General features: G+C 59.6%; 14 protein-coding genes. 5 read left to right on the top strand and 9 right to left on the bottom strand.

All coding sequences use genetic code 11. The features are described 5' to 3' along the window. Positions 1–3: 3 nt before the first annotated feature. Positions 4–690 (bottom strand): DNA-binding transcriptional regulator CsiR, encoded by a 687-nt coding sequence (csiR, locus tag JH15_RS01055; protein ID WP_052383833.1) that lies wholly within the window; start codon positions 688–690, stop codon positions 4–6. A gap of 115 nt (positions 691–805) precedes the next feature. On the opposite strand from csiR, the gene lhgO reads away from it, so the two are divergent. Beyond that, positions 806–2,002 (top strand): L-2-hydroxyglutarate oxidase, encoded by a 1,197-nt coding sequence (lhgO, locus tag JH15_RS01050; protein WP_043526162.1) that lies wholly within the window; start codon positions 806–808, stop codon positions 2,000–2,002. Between the two features lie 4 nt (positions 2,003–2,006). Here lhgO and JH15_RS01045 read toward each other — a convergent pair whose 3' ends face one another. Beyond that, the gene (locus JH15_RS01045) at positions 2,007–3,722 is read right to left on the bottom strand and encodes a SulP family inorganic anion transporter (RefSeq protein ID WP_043526159.1); all 1,716 of its coding nucleotides are present in this window, start codon (positions 3,720–3,722) and stop codon (positions 2,007–2,009) included. Between the two features lie 169 nt (positions 3,723–3,891). On the opposite strand from JH15_RS01045, the gene JH15_RS01040 reads away from it, so the two are divergent. Next, positions 3,892–5,487 (top strand): methyl-accepting chemotaxis protein, encoded by a 1,596-nt coding sequence (locus JH15_RS01040; protein WP_081948810.1) that lies wholly within the window; start codon positions 3,892–3,894, stop codon positions 5,485–5,487. A 162-nt stretch (positions 5,488–5,649) separates the two neighbouring features. Then, positions 5,650–6,735 (top strand): hypothetical protein, encoded by a 1,086-nt coding sequence (locus JH15_RS01035; protein WP_156105228.1) that lies wholly within the window; start codon positions 5,650–5,652, stop codon positions 6,733–6,735. Here JH15_RS01035 and rarD read toward each other — a convergent pair. After that, positions 6,669–7,610, bottom strand: coding sequence for an EamA family transporter RarD (rarD, locus tag JH15_RS01030; RefSeq protein WP_043526155.1), 942 nt, complete (start codon positions 7,608–7,610; stop codon positions 6,669–6,671). The two genes, JH15_RS01035 and rarD, sit on opposite strands and share 67 nt — an antisense overlap. Positions 7,611–7,706: 96 nt before the next feature. Between rarD and JH15_RS01025 the strand changes: the two genes are divergently transcribed. Both JH15_RS01025 and JH15_RS01020 read left to right on the top strand, forming a co-directional pair. Then, the gene (locus tag JH15_RS01025; RefSeq protein ID WP_043526152.1) at positions 7,707–8,510 is read left to right on the top strand and encodes an amidohydrolase; all 804 of its coding nucleotides are present in this window, start codon (positions 7,707–7,709) and stop codon (positions 8,508–8,510) included. Continuing rightward, a complete protein-coding gene (locus JH15_RS01020) occupies positions 8,511–9,212 on the top strand; it encodes a pseudouridine synthase (protein WP_043526150.1) in 702 nt (233 codons plus the stop codon). A gap of 51 nt (positions 9,213–9,263) precedes the next feature. Here the strand turns inward: JH15_RS01020 and JH15_RS01015 are convergent, their stop codons facing one another. The 6 genes from JH15_RS01015 to gloB form a co-directional block, all read right to left on the bottom strand. Further along, positions 9,264–10,856, bottom strand: a complete 1,593-nt coding sequence (locus JH15_RS01015) for an ABC transporter ATP-binding protein (protein WP_043526148.1) — start codon at positions 10,854–10,856, stop codon at positions 9,264–9,266. After that, positions 10,846–11,937 (bottom strand): ABC transporter permease, encoded by a 1,092-nt coding sequence (locus tag JH15_RS01010; RefSeq protein WP_052383832.1) that lies wholly within the window; start codon positions 11,935–11,937, stop codon positions 10,846–10,848. Before JH15_RS01010 ends, JH15_RS01015 begins: the two co-directional genes overlap by 11 nt. Before the next feature lie 3 nt (positions 11,938–11,940). Next, a complete protein-coding gene (locus tag JH15_RS01005; RefSeq protein ID WP_043526146.1) occupies positions 11,941–13,014 on the bottom strand; it encodes a microcin C ABC transporter permease YejB in 1,074 nt (357 codons plus the stop codon). A gap of 25 nt (positions 13,015–13,039) precedes the next feature. Beyond that, positions 13,040–14,803 (bottom strand): extracellular solute-binding protein, encoded by a 1,764-nt coding sequence (locus tag JH15_RS01000; RefSeq protein ID WP_052383945.1) that lies wholly within the window; start codon positions 14,801–14,803, stop codon positions 13,040–13,042. 136 nt (positions 14,804–14,939) lie between these two features. Next, positions 14,940–16,115, bottom strand: coding sequence for a transglycosylase SLT domain-containing protein (locus JH15_RS00995; RefSeq protein ID WP_052383831.1), 1,176 nt, complete (start codon positions 16,113–16,115; stop codon positions 14,940–14,942). A 46-nt stretch (positions 16,116–16,161) separates the two neighbouring features. Beyond that, positions 16,162–16,929 (bottom strand): hydroxyacylglutathione hydrolase, encoded by a 768-nt coding sequence (gene gloB, locus JH15_RS00990; RefSeq protein WP_043526145.1) that lies wholly within the window; start codon positions 16,927–16,929, stop codon positions 16,162–16,164. Between the last annotated feature and the right edge of the window lie 155 nt (positions 16,930–17,084).

Genomic DNA, 17,084 nt, shown 5'->3' with positions numbered 1-17,084 from the left:
CGCTCAGACCAACCCTTGGGTCTCGAGTACTTGGGTAATGATCGGAACGGGGGTCATCAGATGTTCGCGCATCATGGCGGAGGCTCGTTGCGAATCCCGGGCCAATACGACTTCGACCAGCGCGGTATGTTCCTGGCGCTTTCTCTCGAGGGCCTGGGCCGAGAAGACCGTTTCCCGCAACCAGAGGTGACGGTACCTCTCGGCCTGGTCGAAGAGGCCGTTGCGAAGCTGCATCAGGTGATGCGACCCGCAGCCGGCCACCATCGCAGTATGAAAAGCCTTGTGCCGCGTGTCCCATACATCCAGCATTTCATCGGCCGTCTCGACCTTCACCACCTTGGCAAGCGTGTGAGCCTTGGCCAGGATATCGGCTTCCCAGGCATCATCGCCGCGCTCGATGGCCAGCGCCAATAACATGGCTTCCAGCTGAGCGCGGGCATCATAAACGTCATGCAATTCATCGAGCGACATGCTTGCGACCCGGTAGCCGCGCTGGCTAACAGCCACGACGAGTCGTTCGGCCACCAGTTGCGACAAGGCCTCACGCAACGGGCCTACACCCAGCGAATAGCGGGCCTTCAAGCGACTCATGAGCAGCTTTTCGCCCGGCGGGAATACACCTCGAATGATGTCGGTCTTGAGCCAGGTATAGGCGCTTATGCCGAGGTTCTGTCGGGCAGGGGTGTCCATGGTTAACGGATCCTCGATTCGTCAGGAAGCGCAACGTGAGCCACACTGGCGAAACGATGCGAAACAATCTGATATTATGCAATAACGTCTACATTACCGACGAGGCGAGGCGCAAGTGTACGATTTCATAGTACTGGGAGGCGGCATCCTCGGCATGTCGACGGCAATGGAACTGGCCCGCACCTATCCGGATCGTCGGATGTTGCTCCTCGAGAAGGAGGAGGACCTGGCTCGGCACCAGAGCGGCCATAACAGCGGGGTGATCCATGCGGGGGTCTATTATGCCCCAGGTAGCCTCAAGGCCAAGTTCTGTACCGAGGGAAATCGCGCCACCAAGCAATTCTGCCAGGAGCACGGTATCCGCTACGACACGTGCGGCAAGCTCCTGGTTGCAACCAATGATCTTGAAATGGAACGCATGCGCGGCTTGTGGGAGCGAACCCAGGCCAACGGTCTGGAGCGGGAATGGTTGTGCGCTGAGGAATTGCGCGAGCGCGAGCCCAACATCACCGGGGTGGGCGCTATCTTCGTACCCTCGAGTGGCATCGTCGATTATGCAGCCATTGCACGGGCCATGGGCCAGGAGTTCGAGCGACTCGGGGGGGAGATCCTGCTCTCCTGTGAGGTATCGGGGGTCGAAGAGCGTCCTAATGAGGTCGTGGTCAAGACCGCGCGCGGCGAAATGAGCGCGCGTCACCTGGTCACCTGCGCGGGCTTGATGGCCGATCGTGTGGTGCGCATGCTCGGCAAGGACCCGGGCTTCACGATTTGCCCTTTTCGTGGCGAATACTATCAACTGGCTCCCGAGCACAACCGCATCGTCAATCACCTGATCTATCCGATTCCCGATCCCAGCATGCCCTTCCTGGGGGTGCACCTGACGCGAATGATCGATGGCAGCGTCACCGTGGGTCCCAACGCGGTGCTGGCACTCAAGCGAGAGGGGTATCGCAAGCGTGATGTTTCTCTGCCGGATACCGCAGCCCTGCTGACCCATCCCGGCGTGCTCAAGGTGCTCCAAAAGCATTGGCGGCCGGGTCTCAAGGAGATCCGTAATTCGATGTTCAAGGGGCGCTATCTCGATGAAGTGCGAAAGTATTGCCCTGGCCTGACTCTGGAAGACTTGAAAGCCTATCCCGCGGGGGTGCGTGCCCAGGCTGTCTCGCGTGAGGGACGTCTCGTCGACGATTTTCTGTTCGTGAATAGCCGCCGCACAGTCAACGTATGCAATGCCCCGTCGCCTGCGGCGACGTCGGCGATACCCATTGGCAAGCACATCGTTGCCAAGGTTCGCCAGCAGGTTGAGGGTTGATGGGTCAGTCGTCGCGGGGCGTCTTGAGTTCGCTCCAGGCTGAATAGGTGCTCAGGAAAACGCGTCCGGTCAGCTCGTCGAGCAGGTCGCTGTGCTTGAGGCGGTCCATGACCGGCCCCTTGACTTCTGCGAGGTGCAGCGTGACATCGGAGTCCTTGAGCCGCGCATTGATGGCATCGAGGCTTTCCAGGGCTGAGGCGTCGATAAGATTCACTGCAGAGCAGATCAGCACAACATGCTCGAGTTCGGGCCGGCTGGCCACGAGTTCGTATACCGTATCCTCGAGGTACCGCGCATTGGCGAAATACAGACTCTCGTCAACGCGGAGCAGTGCCACGTGGCTGGCGCTTTCCACTTCGTGACGTTCGACGTTTCGAAAATGCTCGGTACCCGGCACGCGTCCGACCAGTGCGCTATGTGGGCGGCTGGTACGATACAGGAAGAGACCGATCGAAAGGGCGACGCCGGCGATGATTCCCGCCTCCACCCCTTCCAGGAGCGTCAGGAAAATGGTCACGGCGATAGCGGCGAAGTCGCTCCGTGAGTAGCGCCATGTCTGGCGCAGCATCTTTATATCCACCAGCGTCAGGATCGAAACCGTGATCGTGGCGGCCAGTGTCGCGACCGGCAGATAGTGCAGCAGCGGCGTGAAGGCGAAGGTGACCAGGGCAATACCGGTGGCGGCGAACGTTCCAGCTGCGGGGGTCTGAGCTCCTGCATCGTAGTTGATGACGGTGCGCGACAGGCCGCCGGTCACCGGCATGCCCGATGAGAACGCTGCGGCGATATTGGCCCCACCCAGGCCAATCAGTTCCTGATTGGGAGAAATGCGCTGCCGGCGTTTGGCAGCAAGCATCTGACCCATGGACACCGACTCGACGAACCCCACCACGCTGATGAGGAGTGCTGGGATCAGCAAGTCGTGCCACAAGGTCACGTCGGGACTTGGCAGGGTCAAGGGCGGAAGCCCCTTGGGGATATCCCCAACGATCGCCACGCCGGCCTGATGCAAGTCGAGATGCCAGGTGAGCAGCGTCGTCGCCACAACGGCAAAGACGGGTCCAGCCTTGGCCAGCAGCGAGGCGATTCCCTTAGGCAAGCCGATACGCTTGAGTCCGGACTTGCCATGACGCCTGCAAAGCACCAGGAACGCCAGGCACCCCACGCCAATGGCGACCGTGGGCCAGTTCACTTCTGAAAGATGGGTCGCAATGGTGATTGTCTGGTCGAGTAGCGTGAAGCCACCGCCCTCGATTCCCAGAAGATTGGCGGCTTGGCTCGCGGCAATCAGGATGCCGGACGCACTCAGAAACCCGGAAATGACCGGGTGGCTGAGAAAATTGGCGAAAAAGCCCATTCGCATCAGGCCCATCGCCGTCAACATCAACCCCGACAGCATTGCCAGGACGATGGCAGCCTGCAGATAGAGCGGACTGCCTGGCGTGGCGATTTCGCTGAGTGCCGCACCGGTCATCAAGGCAAGGATCGCCACGGGTCCCACCGCAAGCGTGCGGCTGGTGCCGAACAAGGTATAGGCCAACAGGGGGAGAATACTGGCGTAGAGCCCCACCACGGGGGGTAGCCCGGCCAGAATGGCATAGGCCAGCGATTGGGGGATCACCAGTAATGTGACGATGATGCCGGCGAGCAGATCGGCCCCAAGCAGGCGCCTATTATAGTGAGGAAGCCAGGTGAGTATCGGAAGATAGCGCTTGAGCATCGCTTGCCTAGGGTGACGTTCATGGGTAGCCAGAGCGTAACCCAAACCGGCCCCCTTTTCAGTGCGGGAATGTGTCCTGAACTTAAGTCCATGCACCCAAAGTCCTACACAGGTTTTCAGCCGGCGGCCGATAGTCCGTTCAGAGAACAACCATAAAGAGAGCCGGTGTATGGATAAGATCGTGTGGGGGGTATCACTGGGTGTCGTTGGCGCTTCGTTCGCCATGATCGGATGGAATCCATTTGGCTTGGGGCCCTACCTGGCCATCCTGCTCGCTATCCTGGGAGGGATGGGCCTCGCCATGGCCGGTATGCTGTCGATCTACCGGGCGGGTGGCAATGCCCTCGCCGAAACACGGCGACAACCGTTATTCGGACCCCAACGGGACTATCTCTCGCTCAAGCGCATGGCACATCGTCTCATCGGCCGAGCCGGGCGCACGGCCATTGCCTCGGCGGAGGTGTCTCACCATGCCGATCGACTGGATCAACGACTTGCCCGCCAGGATAGCGTCGTCAAGGAAGCTGCATCCAGCATGGCTGCGATTACGGCGGCCATCGAACAGGTGTCGACGAGTGCCAGTCAGGTCTCGGAATTGGCCAGTCGTTCCAAGGCGTCAAACCTCAACAGCCGCGAAGCGCTGGAACGTGTCATCGACGAGATGCGGTCATTGGCGTCACGCTCGGAAGAAGCGCTTGCCCTGTTGGATGCGCTGGGACGCAAGAGCGAAAGCGTGCGCCATGTCACGGCGCTGATCGAGGAGATCGCCGAACAGACCAACTTGCTATCGCTCAACGCCTCCATTGAAGCAGCCCGTGCCGGGGAGCACGGACGGGGCTTTGCCGTAGTGGCCGGCGAGGTTCGGCAACTGGCCAAGCGGACCGCGGATGCCACGCATCAGGTCGAGTCGTTGGTAGGAGAAATCGGAGACAGTAGCCACAAGGTGGTGGATAGGATCGGGCATCTGATGCAGCGTGTCGGTGACCGAGCCAAGGAAGTCGAGTCGGTTGGGGGGCACCTTGCCGAGCTGACACGTGACTTCGATGATGTCGAGCAACAGATTGGCAGTATCGCGACTGCCATGGCCGATACAAGTGCTCATGGGCGCCAGGTGGCCGGGGTGCTGCGCACGCTCGAGCATGAAGTCTTCGAGGGTACGCGAGACATGCATGACCTGGCGGACCAGGCACGAGCGTTGATGGAGGCGGCGGAAGGCGTCGATGGCGAGCTTGCCCAGCAGCGTCTCGAGGGTCGCCACCAGCAGGTATTCATGGCAGCTCGCGCGGCCGCGGACCGTATCGGTAGCCTATTCGAACAGGCCATCAAGCGCGGGGAGCTGGACACGCGCACCCTCTTTGCCGATGAGTACGTTCCGATCGCAGCCACCAATCCGCCCATGTATCGCACACCCTACGACGAATTCACCGATCGCTACCTTCCGGATGTGCAGGAACCGCTGCTCGAGACACTGGGTGTAGCCTACGCCATCACCTGCAACCAACGCGGCTATGTGCCGACCCACAATCGCAAGGTCAGCCTGGCACCCACCGGCGATTACCAACACGACCTCAAGTACTGCCGAAGCAAGCGCATCTTCGACGATCCGACTGGAAGCCGATGTGGCGCGCATGACAAACCACTCCTGGTGCAGACCTACAAACGCGACACGGGAGAAGTCATGCACGATCTTTCGGTTCCGATTTTCGTTGGTGGCAAACATTGGGGAGGCTTTCGGGTCGGCTACCAGCCAGAGGCGGCCGGCTAGCAGGGCAGCGTGAATATGTCGTGCATTGCGAAAGCGAGTGATGCCGTTGATTCAAGTTTTCCCCCCAACGGCCGTTAATGTCTTGAATTGCATTTCGACTGTTCGTCGAACATCTAAAGAAAAACCTTATTCGAATAAGGGTAGGCGACAGCGGAGGGCAGGGTGAAAGACACCGGGACGGCAGGACAACGATTGCGGGACGAATGGCTGGGGAAAGCCATCGAATCCTTGTGGGACGAAGCGATGATCACGACGGCAGTCGCCATCGCCAGTGAACAGGTATCGAATCCGCTTCGGCGGCTTTCCGGTGCGGGAGAGGCAAGCGATCCAGGGGGTCTGAAACAGCAGATGATCTGGGCAGCCTTGCGTTGGAAGGCGCTGGCGGCGGGGCAGGAGACGCTGGAGCATTGGTTGAGCCAAGCGACCCAGCGTGAGGGAACGCTGCGGGATTTCGTTGATTTCGTGGCCTTGACGGGGGCGTTGATAGTCAAGGAAATAGAAACGGAGTGGTCGCGCCTGGAACATTTACTAGGCATGGCCGCATTACGCCTCAAGCTCGAGCCCAGCAAGGCCATGGCAGAAGACGCCGCTTCCCGGCTGGGCATTGTCATTCTGCGGCCGGGCCTGCTCGATCATCGCGAAATCGCGGCTGCCTGCTCGATTCGTCTGGCCACAGTGCGTAATGCCCTGTCGCGTAGAGAGATGCAATTACAGTCGGGTGGCGTCGAGATCGGCGAGGCCATGGATTGGATGGTCAAGCGCAAGGGCTTTCTGTACGCCGACATCAATGCCGTGATTCCCGAGCGCCGGATCAATGGGCGCCTGGCTGCGGGGTATCTCGCCCAATTGCCCAATGTTCGGCAGCGTCGGCTTATCAGCCGCTTGCGCCTCAGCGAATGGGAGACAATCCCCACTCAACAGCGCTTCGCGATAAATTCGCAGGGGGTCAAGCATTGTCTGATGATGCTGACCTCAGCCGATATCACGCCCTTGGTGGCGCTGGGCGCGGTGAGTGCCGAGAATCGCTCCCGAGATCCCAACGCCCGTCTTTATCAGGAAAGCTTCCCCTGTGCCGCCGGCGAACAGCTCTGGCAGTTTCAGGTGCCTAACATGGCCGTGCTCGACGCTCTGGTTGCATGGCTTTCGAGGCAGGTCCATGCGGTCGCTGCCCCGGTGGCGTCTCAGTCACATGCCGACGAAGGCTCTCTGGCGGTTCTCGGTCGGGATTGCCAGGCCGACCAGGAATAGAGCGCAAGGCCAATCCAGATGAGCACGAACGTCGTCAGCTGCACGGCGTTCAATGGCTCGTTGAAGACCAGCAGAGCAATGAAGAACTGGATGCTGGGGTTCAGGTACATCAGAAACCCCAATGTCGAAAGGCGTAGGCGTCTCGCTGCGCCTGCAAATGCCAGCAACGGCAGCGCAGTGATGACGCCGCTGGCCATCAATAGTGCCCCGATTTGTGCGGTATCGAAAAAGTGCGAATTCCCGCTCATGCCGAGCCAACTCAATGCAATAAGGCCCAGCGGCAGCAACAGCAGGGTTTCGACAAACAAGCCCGACATTCCATCCAGGGGCACCTGTTTGCGTAGTAGGCCGTAGGTTCCGAAAGACACGGCCAATGTAAGCGTGATCCAGGGGAGCTCGCCCAGCACAATCAATTGGATAGCGATGGCTAACGTGGCAAGTCCCAGTGCCACGACTTGAAGGCGCGCCATGGTTTCGCGCAGTACCAGCATCCCGAGCAGGACGTTTACCAAAGGCGTAAGGAAATAGCCCAGGCTGGCCTGGAACACGTGACGCGTCTCCACCGCGTAGATATAGATTCCCCAATTCAGCGCAATCAGCAGGGCGCAGGCCAGGACGCGACCGAGTCGGCTAGGTTCGCTCAATGCCTTGACCACGGGTGCCCAACGCCGCAGGAGCGTGACCAGCCCGACCAGGAACAGGCACGACCATATCACGCGGTGGATCAATATCTCCCACGCTGGAACCCCTTCGAACAGGGCGAAGAACAGCGGGAAGCACCCCCACATCAGATAGGCGGCCAGCCCGAAGCCGACTCCCTTGGTCGCTTCTGGATCCAGTGACGGGGCTGCCAGGGGGGCTGGGGAGCGCTGCATCGTGACCTCGTGATCGAAAACCCCTAATCTAGCATGGGCTGCGACAAGGCGCTGCTTCCTTTAGGCTGGGAGTCAGTCACGCAAGGAGAGACAACGATGAGCGAATTGAAGGTGACTCTGGTGCAGTGCGATCTGCGTTGGGAAGATCCGCACGCCAACTGCCAGATGCTGGAAGAAATACTGGGTGACCTGGGGTCCGATGACACCGACTTGATCGTGCTGCCCGAAATGTTCGCTACCGGCTTCACCATGAACTCCCGCGAAATGGCTGAGCCGATGGAAACCAGCCAGAGCGTGGCTTGGATCCGTGAGCAGGCTGAGCAGCGGGGTTCTGTCATGACGGGCAGTATTGCCGTGCAGCAGGAAGGGCAGTATTACAACCGCATGATCTGGGCCGAGCCCGGTAAAGCGCCTCTTCATTATGATAAGCGCCACCTGTTTCGCATGGCGGGCGAGCATGAGCGCTATGGGATGGGCCAGCGCCGCGTCGTCGTCGAACTGAAAGGGTTCCGATTGCTGCTTTCGGTCTGCTATGACCTTCGCTTTCCAGTCTGGCTTCGTCAGCAGCCAATCGAGCAGGATCACTTCGAGTACGATGCGTTGCTTTGCGTGGCCAACTGGCCTGCACCCCGCCGCCAACCCTGGCGTACGCTGCTTCAGGCGCGGGCGATAGAGAACCTATGCTACGTCATCGGTGTTAACCGCGTGGGGCAGGATGCCAAGGGGCTCGAGTACGCCGGCGATTCCATGCTGGTCGACTTCAAGGGTGAGCCGGTTCTCGACCGCCCCCGCAATGAGCCCTTTATTGAAACCGTCACGCTAGACCGGGATTCATTGTCTGAATTCCGCGAGAAATTCCCCGCCTGGATGGATGGCGACCGTTTCGAGGTATACCCCTGAATGCGATTGGACAAGTTTCTTTGCGAGACGACCGAGCTCACACGAACCCTGGCCAAGAAGGCCATGCATCGCGGTGAAGTGAGTATCGATGGTGAGATGGTCAAGAATCCGGCAACCCAGGTCGGTGAGGCTCAACAGGTCACCTGGTTGGGCCAACGCCTGTCGTTGGTTGGATTACGTTACCTGATGGTCTACAAGCCGGCCGGCGTGGAATGCACCGCCCGGCGGGGCCTATACCCACTGATTACCGATCTTGTCGATCTACCCAAGGCCGAGAGGCTGCAGACCGTGGGTCGACTGGATGTCGATACGACCGGGTTGGTCCTGCTCACCGACGATGGACAATGGTCGCATCGCGTTACCTCACCCAAGCGGCGCTGTGGCAAGGTCTACCGTGTGGCGTTGGCGGATCCCATCGAAGGGGACGCCGAGAAAGACGTGCGTAGGGCATTTGCCGAAGGCGTGTTGCTGGATGGCGAAGAGAAGCCCACGCGACCGGCCGAGTTGGAAATGACCTCGCCAACCGAGGCCAGGCTGACGCTCTTCGAAGGCAAATATCATCAGGTCAAGCGCATGTTCGCGGCCGTGGGTAACCGTGTCGAGGCACTACACCGCGAGTCGATCGGCGATATCAAGCTCGATGCCGGGTTGGCTCCCGGTGAATGGCGGCATTTGACTGACGAAGAAATTGCGTCGGTCTGAGGATTATACCGTTACCTTTGATGTTGCGTTTCTGTGTCTGACCTCCCGGTCCTAACCGGACTGTACAGTCAAGACGGAGGCATCCACCAACGCCTGTGTATAGGCCGTCTGCGGAGCGCCCAGTACCTCCTCGCAGCGGCCTTCCTCGACCACTCGGCCGTCCTTGAGCACCATGACGCGATGGGCCATGGCGCGTACCACTGCCAAGTCATGACTGATGAACAGGTAGCTGAGTCCTCGTTTCTGCTGGAGGTTGCGCAGTAGCTCCACGAGCTGTTTCTGTACGCTCCGGTCAAGTGCGGACGTGGGCTCGTCCAGTATCAGCAGTTCAGGTTCGAGTATCAGGGCACGAGCCACGGCAATGCGCTGTCGCTGTCCCCCCGAGAACTCGTGAGGATAGCGAGAGGCGCAATCCTGGGGCAGTCCGACCTCCTCAAGCGTCACCTGTACGCGATGGTTGACCTCGCTTTCGCTCAGTTCAGGGTGATGGAAACGCAAGCCCTCGCTGACGATCTCGGATACCGGAAGGCGAGGCGACAGTGAACCGTAGGGATCCTGGAAAACCACCTGGAAGCGGCGCCGGGCCTTTCGCAGGGTGGTGCCTGTGAGGGTGTCGAGACGCTCATTATCGAAATGGACTTCGCCCTGGCTCCGTACCAGGCGTAGCACGGCCATGGCCAGGGTCGTCTTGCCGGAGCCCGACTCGCCAACGATGCCCAAGGTCTCTCCGCGTGACAGTGTGAATGACAATGGATGTACGGCGACAAAGGGCGATGGGCGACGAGAAAACAGCCGCTTTGGGCGGCTGAAGTTCACTGATAAATCATGCGCCTCAAGCAACGTGTCTCGTTGTTTCAGGGGGGCCGCTCGGCCACTGGGTTCAGCATCGATCAGCGTGCGGGTGTACTCGCTTCGAGGCGTGGTGAACACCTGTTCCACGGGGCCGGTCTCTTGCTCACGCCCTCGGTAGAGGACACATACGCGATCTGCGTTGCGTCGCACGAGATTCAGGTCGTGGGTGATGAACAGCATGCCCATCCCATAGGCGCTACGCAGTTCGGCGAGCAGGGCCAGAATCTCCTGTTGTACCGTAACGTCCAGCGCAGTGGTGGGTTCATCGGCAATCAGCAGGACCGGATCGTTGGCAATGGCCATGGCGATCATGACACGCTGGCGCTGGCCACCGGAAAGCTGATGGGGCCACGCATCCAGCAGTTCATCGGGACGCGGTAGCTTCACCTGGGTCAGGAGCTCCCGTGTCCGATCCCTGGCGGCTCGTCCACTGAGCCCTTGATGCAGGCGCAGCGTCTCGCCGATCTGCTTGCCTACGGTATGCAGAGGATTCAATGAAGTCATCGGCTCCTGAAAGACAAACCCGACACGCCCGCCACGCAGGGCTTGCCATTGCCGTTGGCTAAGCCGGTCCAGGTCGCTGTCCTCCAGCCATCGCCCTCCGCTCACACGGGCGTTGCCTGGGAGCAGGCCCAAGGCCCCCAATGCGCTTACCGATTTGCCCGACCCGGACTCGCCGACCAGAGCCAGGGTTTCCCCGGGGCGAATCTCGATCGACAGACGGTCGACGACCGGGACACCATCGAATTCGATGCTGAAGTCCTCGAGCCGAAACAGACTATCACTGACCATTGGGCGTCATCCTTGTGGCAGTAGGCGCTGTTGGGCTGGCGCTGGGTGCGAACTGGATGTGGCGTGGGTCGAACGCGTCACGCAAGCCCTCGCCGATGAAGACCAGCAGCGACAGCATCACAGACAGACTGACGAACGCGGTGATCCCCAACCAAGGAGCCTGTAGGTTGTTCTTGCCCTGAGCCACGAGTTCTCCCAACGAGGGGGAACCGGGGGGTAATCCGAAACCCAGGAAATCCAGCGCCGTGAGTGTGGTGATGGCACCGGTGAAGAGAAACGGGATGAATGTCAGCGTGGCGACCATGGCATTGGGGAGTACATGACGCCACATGATCAGGCGAGAGGGCAGCCCCATGGCCTTGGCGGCACGTACATACTCCAGATTGCGCGCACGCAGGAACTCCGCTCGTACCACATCGACAAGTCCCAACCACGAAAACAGGAGCATGATGCCCAGTAGCCACCACAGGTTGGGCTGGACGAAACTGGCCAGGATGATCAGCAGGAACAACACCGGCAGCCCTGACCATATCTCGGTCAGACGTTGGCCGATGAGGTCCGTCTTGCCACCGAAGTAGCCCTGTATCCCGCCGAATACCACGCCCAGCAATAGCGAACCTGCCGTAAGCACCAGCGCGAAGAATACCGATAGCCGAAAGCCATAGATGACCCTCGCCAGGACGTCACGCCCCTGATCGTCGGTCCCCAGCCAATGCCGGCTATCCGGGGGGGAAGGCGAGGGGCGCCGCATCTGCATGTCGAGTGTTTGATAGGAGAACGGGATTACGGGCCACAGTGCCCAGCCGTGCTCTGCAATCTGCTGCTGGGTAAACGGATCGTGGTAATCCGCTCGGGTAGGCAGGAAGCCGCCAAATTCCATATCGGGATAATCGACGAGCAGGGGGGCATACCATTGGCCGTCATACCGCATCACCAATGGCTTGTCATTGGCGATCAGCTCCGCGAGCAAGCTGATCCCGAACAATACCAGAAAAAGCCACAGCGATACCCAGGCGCGTCGGTTATGGCGGAATACCGCAAGACGGCGCCGGGCGATGGGGGACAAGCTCAGGCGTGGCATGGTCTAGGACTCCCGGCTCTCGAAGTCGATACGAGGATCGACCCAGACATAGGTGAGATCGGAAACCAGCTTCAGGATGAGTCCGATCAAGGTATACAGGTAGAGCGTGCCGAAGATGACCGGATAGTCGCGCTGCATGACCGCCTCGAAGCCGAGTAGCCCCAGCCCCTCAAGCGAGAAAATGACCTCGATGAGCAATGAACCGGTAAAGAAGATGCTGACCAGGGCGGAAGGAAGACCGGCAATGATGATCAACATGCCATTGCGAAACACGTGACCATAGAGGATGCGGCGGTCACTGGCGCCCTTGGCGCGGGCCGTCAGCACATATTGCCTGTGTATCTCGTCTAGAAAGCTGTTCTTGGTCAGCATGGTCAATGTAGCGAAGCTGCCGATCGTCATGGCGATGACGGGTAGCGTGATGTGCCAGAAATAATCCTTGATCTTGCCCCATGTCGAAAGCTCATCGAAGTGGGGCGAGGTCAATCCGCGTAAGGGGAAAAGATCCCAATAGCTCCCGCCCGCGAACAGGACGATGAGGAGAATGGCGAACAGAAACCCGGGAATGGCGTAGCCGACGATGACCAGTCCCGAACTCCACACATCGAAAGGCGAGCCATGACGCAACGCTTTGCGTATCCCCAGCGGGATCGAGATCAGGTAGACCAGCAATGAAGTCCATAAACCCAGTGAAATCGAGACGGGCAAGCGCTCCAGCATCAGGGTGATCACGGGACGATCGCGGAAGAAACTGTTGCCGAAGTCGAAGGTGGCATAGTCGACCAGCATGCCCAGGAAGCGCTCATGGGCTGGCTGGTCGAAACCGAACTGGGCCTCGAGTCGCTCGATGAATTGTGGGTCGATGCCTCTGGCTCCCCGGGATTCGTCACGCACCACCACGTCGCCCCCGCCCGCATCGAGTCGGGTGCTGGACATCGACTCCATGCCTTCGAATCGCGCCAACAACTGATCGATAGGACCGCCCGGTGCCGCTTGAACGATAATGAAATTGAGCAGCATGATCCCCAGCAGGGTGGGGATCATCAGCAACAATCGTCTAAGGATGTAGCTGGCCACAATGTGTCCTTGTCTTGTCTACGACCTAGCGGCGACCCTGACGCTCAAGTATCTCTCTGGCACGTTGGGGATCGACCCACCAAGAAGCGAGATCGGTACCGAACTCAGGGAGTTCAGCGTATTCGAACTTGTCCCACATCGCGTACCGCGTCTCACCGGAATGATAATGGGGGATAACGTAAAAGCCATGACGTAAAACGCGATCCAGTGCCTGGGCATGGGCGTTCAGGGATTCGCGGTTACCGGCTCGGATCAGTTGCTCGACGAGCGAATCGACCACAGGATGGCTGAGTCCCATCAGGTTGCGCGCCTGGGGCTGCTCGGCGTAGTCGCTGGTCCAGTACTCGCGCTGTTCGTTGCCCGGGTTGTTGGATTGGGGGAACTGGGCGGTCACCAGGTCGAAATCGAAGCTTCGGAGACGATTCAGGTACTGGTTCACGTCGACGATGCGAATACTGCCTTGAATACCCAGTCTCGAGAGATTGCGCAATAAGGGCTGCACGACGCGCTCCATACCGGTGTCGTATAGCAGAACCTCGACCGTCAGCGGGGTGCCTCGTTCGGCATGCACCAGCGTTTCACCGCGGACCTCGTAGCCAGCGTCCAAAAGCAGTTCATAGGCACGCTGCAACCGATCCCGGAGCTGTATGGGGTGTTCGATAGGCAACGGCTCCTGGAAAACGCGATCCGGAAGCTGATCGCGAAACGGCTCGAGTATCTGGCGCTCACGCGCGCTCGGCAAGCCCTCGGCCGCCATATCCGAGTTCTGGAAAAAACTTTCGGTGCGCTGATAGGTGTCGTAGAAGATGTTGGCATTGAGCCATGGGAAATCGAAGGCCAGGTTCAGTGCTTCACGTACACGACGATCCTGGAATTTTTCCTTGCGCAGGTTGATGGCGTACGCCTGCATTCTGGCTGGCTGCCCATCGGGAATTGTCAGGCGCTTGACATAGCCTTCATGAAAGGCCGGGAAGTCGTAGCCAGTGGCCCAGGTCGCTGCTCGGGCATCGATACGCAAATCGATGATTCCCGCCTTGAACGCTTCCATGGCAACGTCTCGATCCCTGTAATAGTCATACACCAGCCGATCGATGTTATGCCGGCCGCGCTTGACCGGCAGCGTTTCTCCCCAATAGCCTTCGACACGCTCGAAGGCGATACGACGCCCGGGATCGACTTCGGCAATACGGTAGGGGCCAGACCCGGGGTGACGCGCCAAGGTAGGTGAGGAGAAGTCGCGATCCTGCCAGTAGTGCTTGGGCAGGATGGGTAATTGACCCACGATAAGAGGCAATTCACGGGATCCGTTATTGCTGAAGTTGAAGCGAACAGTGTGGGTATCCAGCGCTTCGGCGCTTTCCACGTCGGCATAGTAGGCCCCGTAGAAAGGGTTCCCCTGTTCCCGCAGCAGATTGAAACTGAATACGACATCCTCCGCCGTGACCGGCTCCCCGTCATGGAAGCGTGCTTCGGGACGTAGATCGAATTCGATCCAGTGGCGCTCGGGGTCGAGACGTATCCCCTTGGCGAGCAAACCGTAGACAGAGAACGGCTCACCTGGGTTGCTCTCCACCAGTGTGTCGTATATCTCGCCGATGCCAGTGGCCGGGGTGCCGCGAATGATAAAGGGGTTGGTCGAGTCAAAGCTGCTTCCCACTGCCGCCTGGATCATGCTTCCCCCCTTGGGGGCGTCCGGATTGACGTAGGGAAAGTGTGTGAAGTCGGGGGGCAGTTCGGGCTGATCGTAAAGGGACAGACCATGCACCGTTTCGGCGCCCGCATCTTCCATTGCCGGCTCGACAGCCAAGCACAGGCCGATCCCGGCAAGCCAGAGCAGAAGGATGGTCGCGAAGCCGGGCAGGGAGCGACGACAGGCAGCCATCATGCAAACATCCTCACTATTAGAGAAGGGGGCAACCTTCCAGTTAGCCATTCGATGCCTGGGCGCGGGTATACGAGTTCTCGGGAAGCTTGAGCATCTGGCCTACCCGTATCATATCGCCGCGGATGCCGTTCAATGACCGGATCGTGGCCGGACTGATACCGTGGCGGCTGGCAATGCGTGACAAGCTGTCTCCCCGCTGTACCTGATAACGCACCGTCTGGTCAGACGATTCGGCCTGTGAAGCCAGGTTGGTGACCAGCGTGTCGTAATGCTCGGACGGTACCAGCAGGACGTTATGGTTGGCCGGAGTCAGCTGTCCGTTAAGCAGGCCAGGATTGAGACTTTCAAGTGTCTCGACGCTGGTGCCCGCCAGAAACGCGGCATGTTCAAGGTTCAGCGGCCGCTTCAACTCTACTTCGGCAAAGGCTGGCACATCAGGGATTTCGGGCAAGGCAACCTGGTATCTGTCGGGATCTGCGATGATTGCAGAAATCGCCAAGAGCTTGGGCAAATAATGCATGGTCTCGCCAGGAAGCAATAGTTGCCAGTAGGTCTCCGACTTGCCTTGGCTTGTGGCAACCCGAAGGGCATTGTTGATGGTTCCTGCGCCGGCATTGTAAGCGGCTAGCGAGAGTTCGAGATCGCCTTCATACCACTGTTCGGCCTGCTCTTCGATGTAATCGAGCGCAGCATGGGTCGATGCGACGACATCCAGCCTACCGTCATAGCCCCCCGTGCGGGGGAGCCCCAGGGCATCTGCAGTGCCGGGCATGAATTGCCATAGCCCGCGAGCGCCCATGGAGCTGCGTGCCGTTGGGTCAAAGGAGCTTTCAACGAAGGGAAGCAGGGCGATTTCACCAGGAAGGTCCCGCGCTTCCAGCTGCTGCACAATCCAATGCAGCCATGGGGTGGCTCTCTCGGTAATCTCGGCAATATTCTCAGGATTGTTGCGATAACGCTCGATCCATTCCTTTACCCTGGGTCGGCGAATTTCTTCCTGCCATTGCATCGATTCTCGCAAGCGTGCCCATACATCCTGTGCAGCGGCCGGGCGCAGTGCCAGGGCCTCCCAGAAACTCGCGGGCAGACTCGTAACGCCATGAGGGTAATTGGTGAGTCCGGGATGGGCATAGGCGGCCGTGGACAGGCTGGCGGAGGCAATCGCGACGGCCCCCATGAGTGCTGCTGCCCTGTGACGGAAAGCGTGCGGTATCATGATGAAAGTCCTCTGGGGCGCTTATATGGCGTGGCGTCCATGGGATTCAAAATCGATCTTTCCAGGCTCTCAGGGTGGTAAAGGTAGCGAGCGAGGTCGTGGTGTCCCCCTGGGCGGACGCGGCGTTGCGTACGCCTGGTTGCTCGGTTCGAAGGAAAGGATTGACTTGCCGTTCTCGGGCGAGCTGCGTGGGCAGTGTGGGCTTGTCCTGGTCCCGGACTCGCTGACATTCCTCTAGATAGGCGCCAATGGCAGGGTTGTCAGGGTCGGCGGCCTTGGCAAAGCGCAGGTTGGCCAGGGTGTACTCATGCGCTGCAAAAATCAGCGTCTCGTCGGGTAACGCTGCGAGTTTGGCAAGTGAAGCATGCATCTGCTCCGGTGTGCCCTCGAATAGCCGACCACACCCTCCCGAGAACAGGGCGTCGCCAGCCAGTAACAGCGGCGGTATCCCTGCCGCGAAGAAGGCGATGTGGTCCAGGGTGTGCCCCGGCATCTCGAGTACTTCGAAACGGCGTCCTAGTACATGGCACTCGTCGCCTTCGGCCAGGCGCTCGTCGATGCCGACGATATCCGGATTTTGCGGTCCTATCACACGCGGCCGATACTGACGGATAAGCGCTTCGAGGCCACCGGTGTGATCGTGATGATGATGGGTTATGAGGATCGTGCCGAGTGTCAGTCCCTCACGTTCGAGCAATTCGATCACCGGGCGGGCGTCTCCGGGATCGACGACGGCAACTTCGTTACTCGTGTCCTGACGGAGAAGCCATATATAGTTGTCGCTCAGGGCCGGTATCGGGAGCACACTCAGCATGGGTTGCAGTCCTCGTTCCAGATTTCGAACGTCACTCACCAGGTCGATCCCGCTGTTATAGTAACTAGCGATTGACCAAGAACGGATCGACCGGTGATGCAGGAAAAGCGCTGCCATATGTAAATGACGACGCGAAGCCGCTTACTTTGGGGAGA

It is taken from the genome of Litchfieldella xinjiangensis (assembly GCF_000759345.1).
In the GTDB taxonomy this organism is placed as follows: domain Bacteria; phylum Pseudomonadota; class Gammaproteobacteria; order Pseudomonadales; family Halomonadaceae; genus Litchfieldella_A; species Litchfieldella_A xinjiangensis.
This window is presented reverse-complemented; position numbering and strand designations above follow the sequence as displayed.

What these genes read in the sequence shown, in the direction of transcription:
- csiR (WP_052383833.1), bottom strand. Translation starts at nt 690, where the DNA reads ATGGACACCCCTGCCCGACAGAACCTCGGCATAAGCGCCTATACCTGG.
- JH15_RS01045 (WP_043526159.1), bottom strand. Translation starts at nt 3,722, where the DNA reads ATGCTCAAGCGCTATCTTCCGATACTCACCTGGCTTCCTCACTATAAT.
- JH15_RS01040 (WP_081948810.1), top strand. Translation starts at nt 3,892, where the DNA reads ATGGATAAGATCGTGTGGGGGGTATCACTGGGTGTCGTTGGCGCTTCG.
- rarD (WP_043526155.1), bottom strand. Translation starts at nt 7,610, where the DNA reads ATGCAGCGCTCCCCAGCCCCCCTGGCAGCCCCGTCACTGGATCCAGAA.
- JH15_RS01025 (WP_043526152.1), top strand. Translation starts at nt 7,707, where the DNA reads ATGAGCGAATTGAAGGTGACTCTGGTGCAGTGCGATCTGCGTTGGGAA.
- JH15_RS01020 (WP_043526150.1), top strand. Translation starts at nt 8,511, where the DNA reads ATGCGATTGGACAAGTTTCTTTGCGAGACGACCGAGCTCACACGAACC.
- JH15_RS01015 (WP_043526148.1), bottom strand. Translation starts at nt 10,856, where the DNA reads ATGGTCAGTGATAGTCTGTTTCGGCTCGAGGACTTCAGCATCGAATTC.
- JH15_RS01010 (WP_052383832.1), bottom strand. Translation starts at nt 11,937, where the DNA reads ATGCCACGCCTGAGCTTGTCCCCCATCGCCCGGCGCCGTCTTGCGGTA.
- JH15_RS01000 (WP_052383945.1), bottom strand. Translation starts at nt 14,803, where the DNA reads ATGGAAGATGCGGGCGCCGAAACGGTGCATGGTCTGTCCCTTTACGAT.
- JH15_RS00995 (WP_052383831.1), bottom strand. Translation starts at nt 16,115, where the DNA reads ATGATACCGCACGCTTTCCGTCACAGGGCAGCAGCACTCATGGGGGCC.
- gloB (WP_043526145.1), bottom strand. Translation starts at nt 16,929, where the DNA reads ATGCTGAGTGTGCTCCCGATACCGGCCCTGAGCGACAACTATATATGG.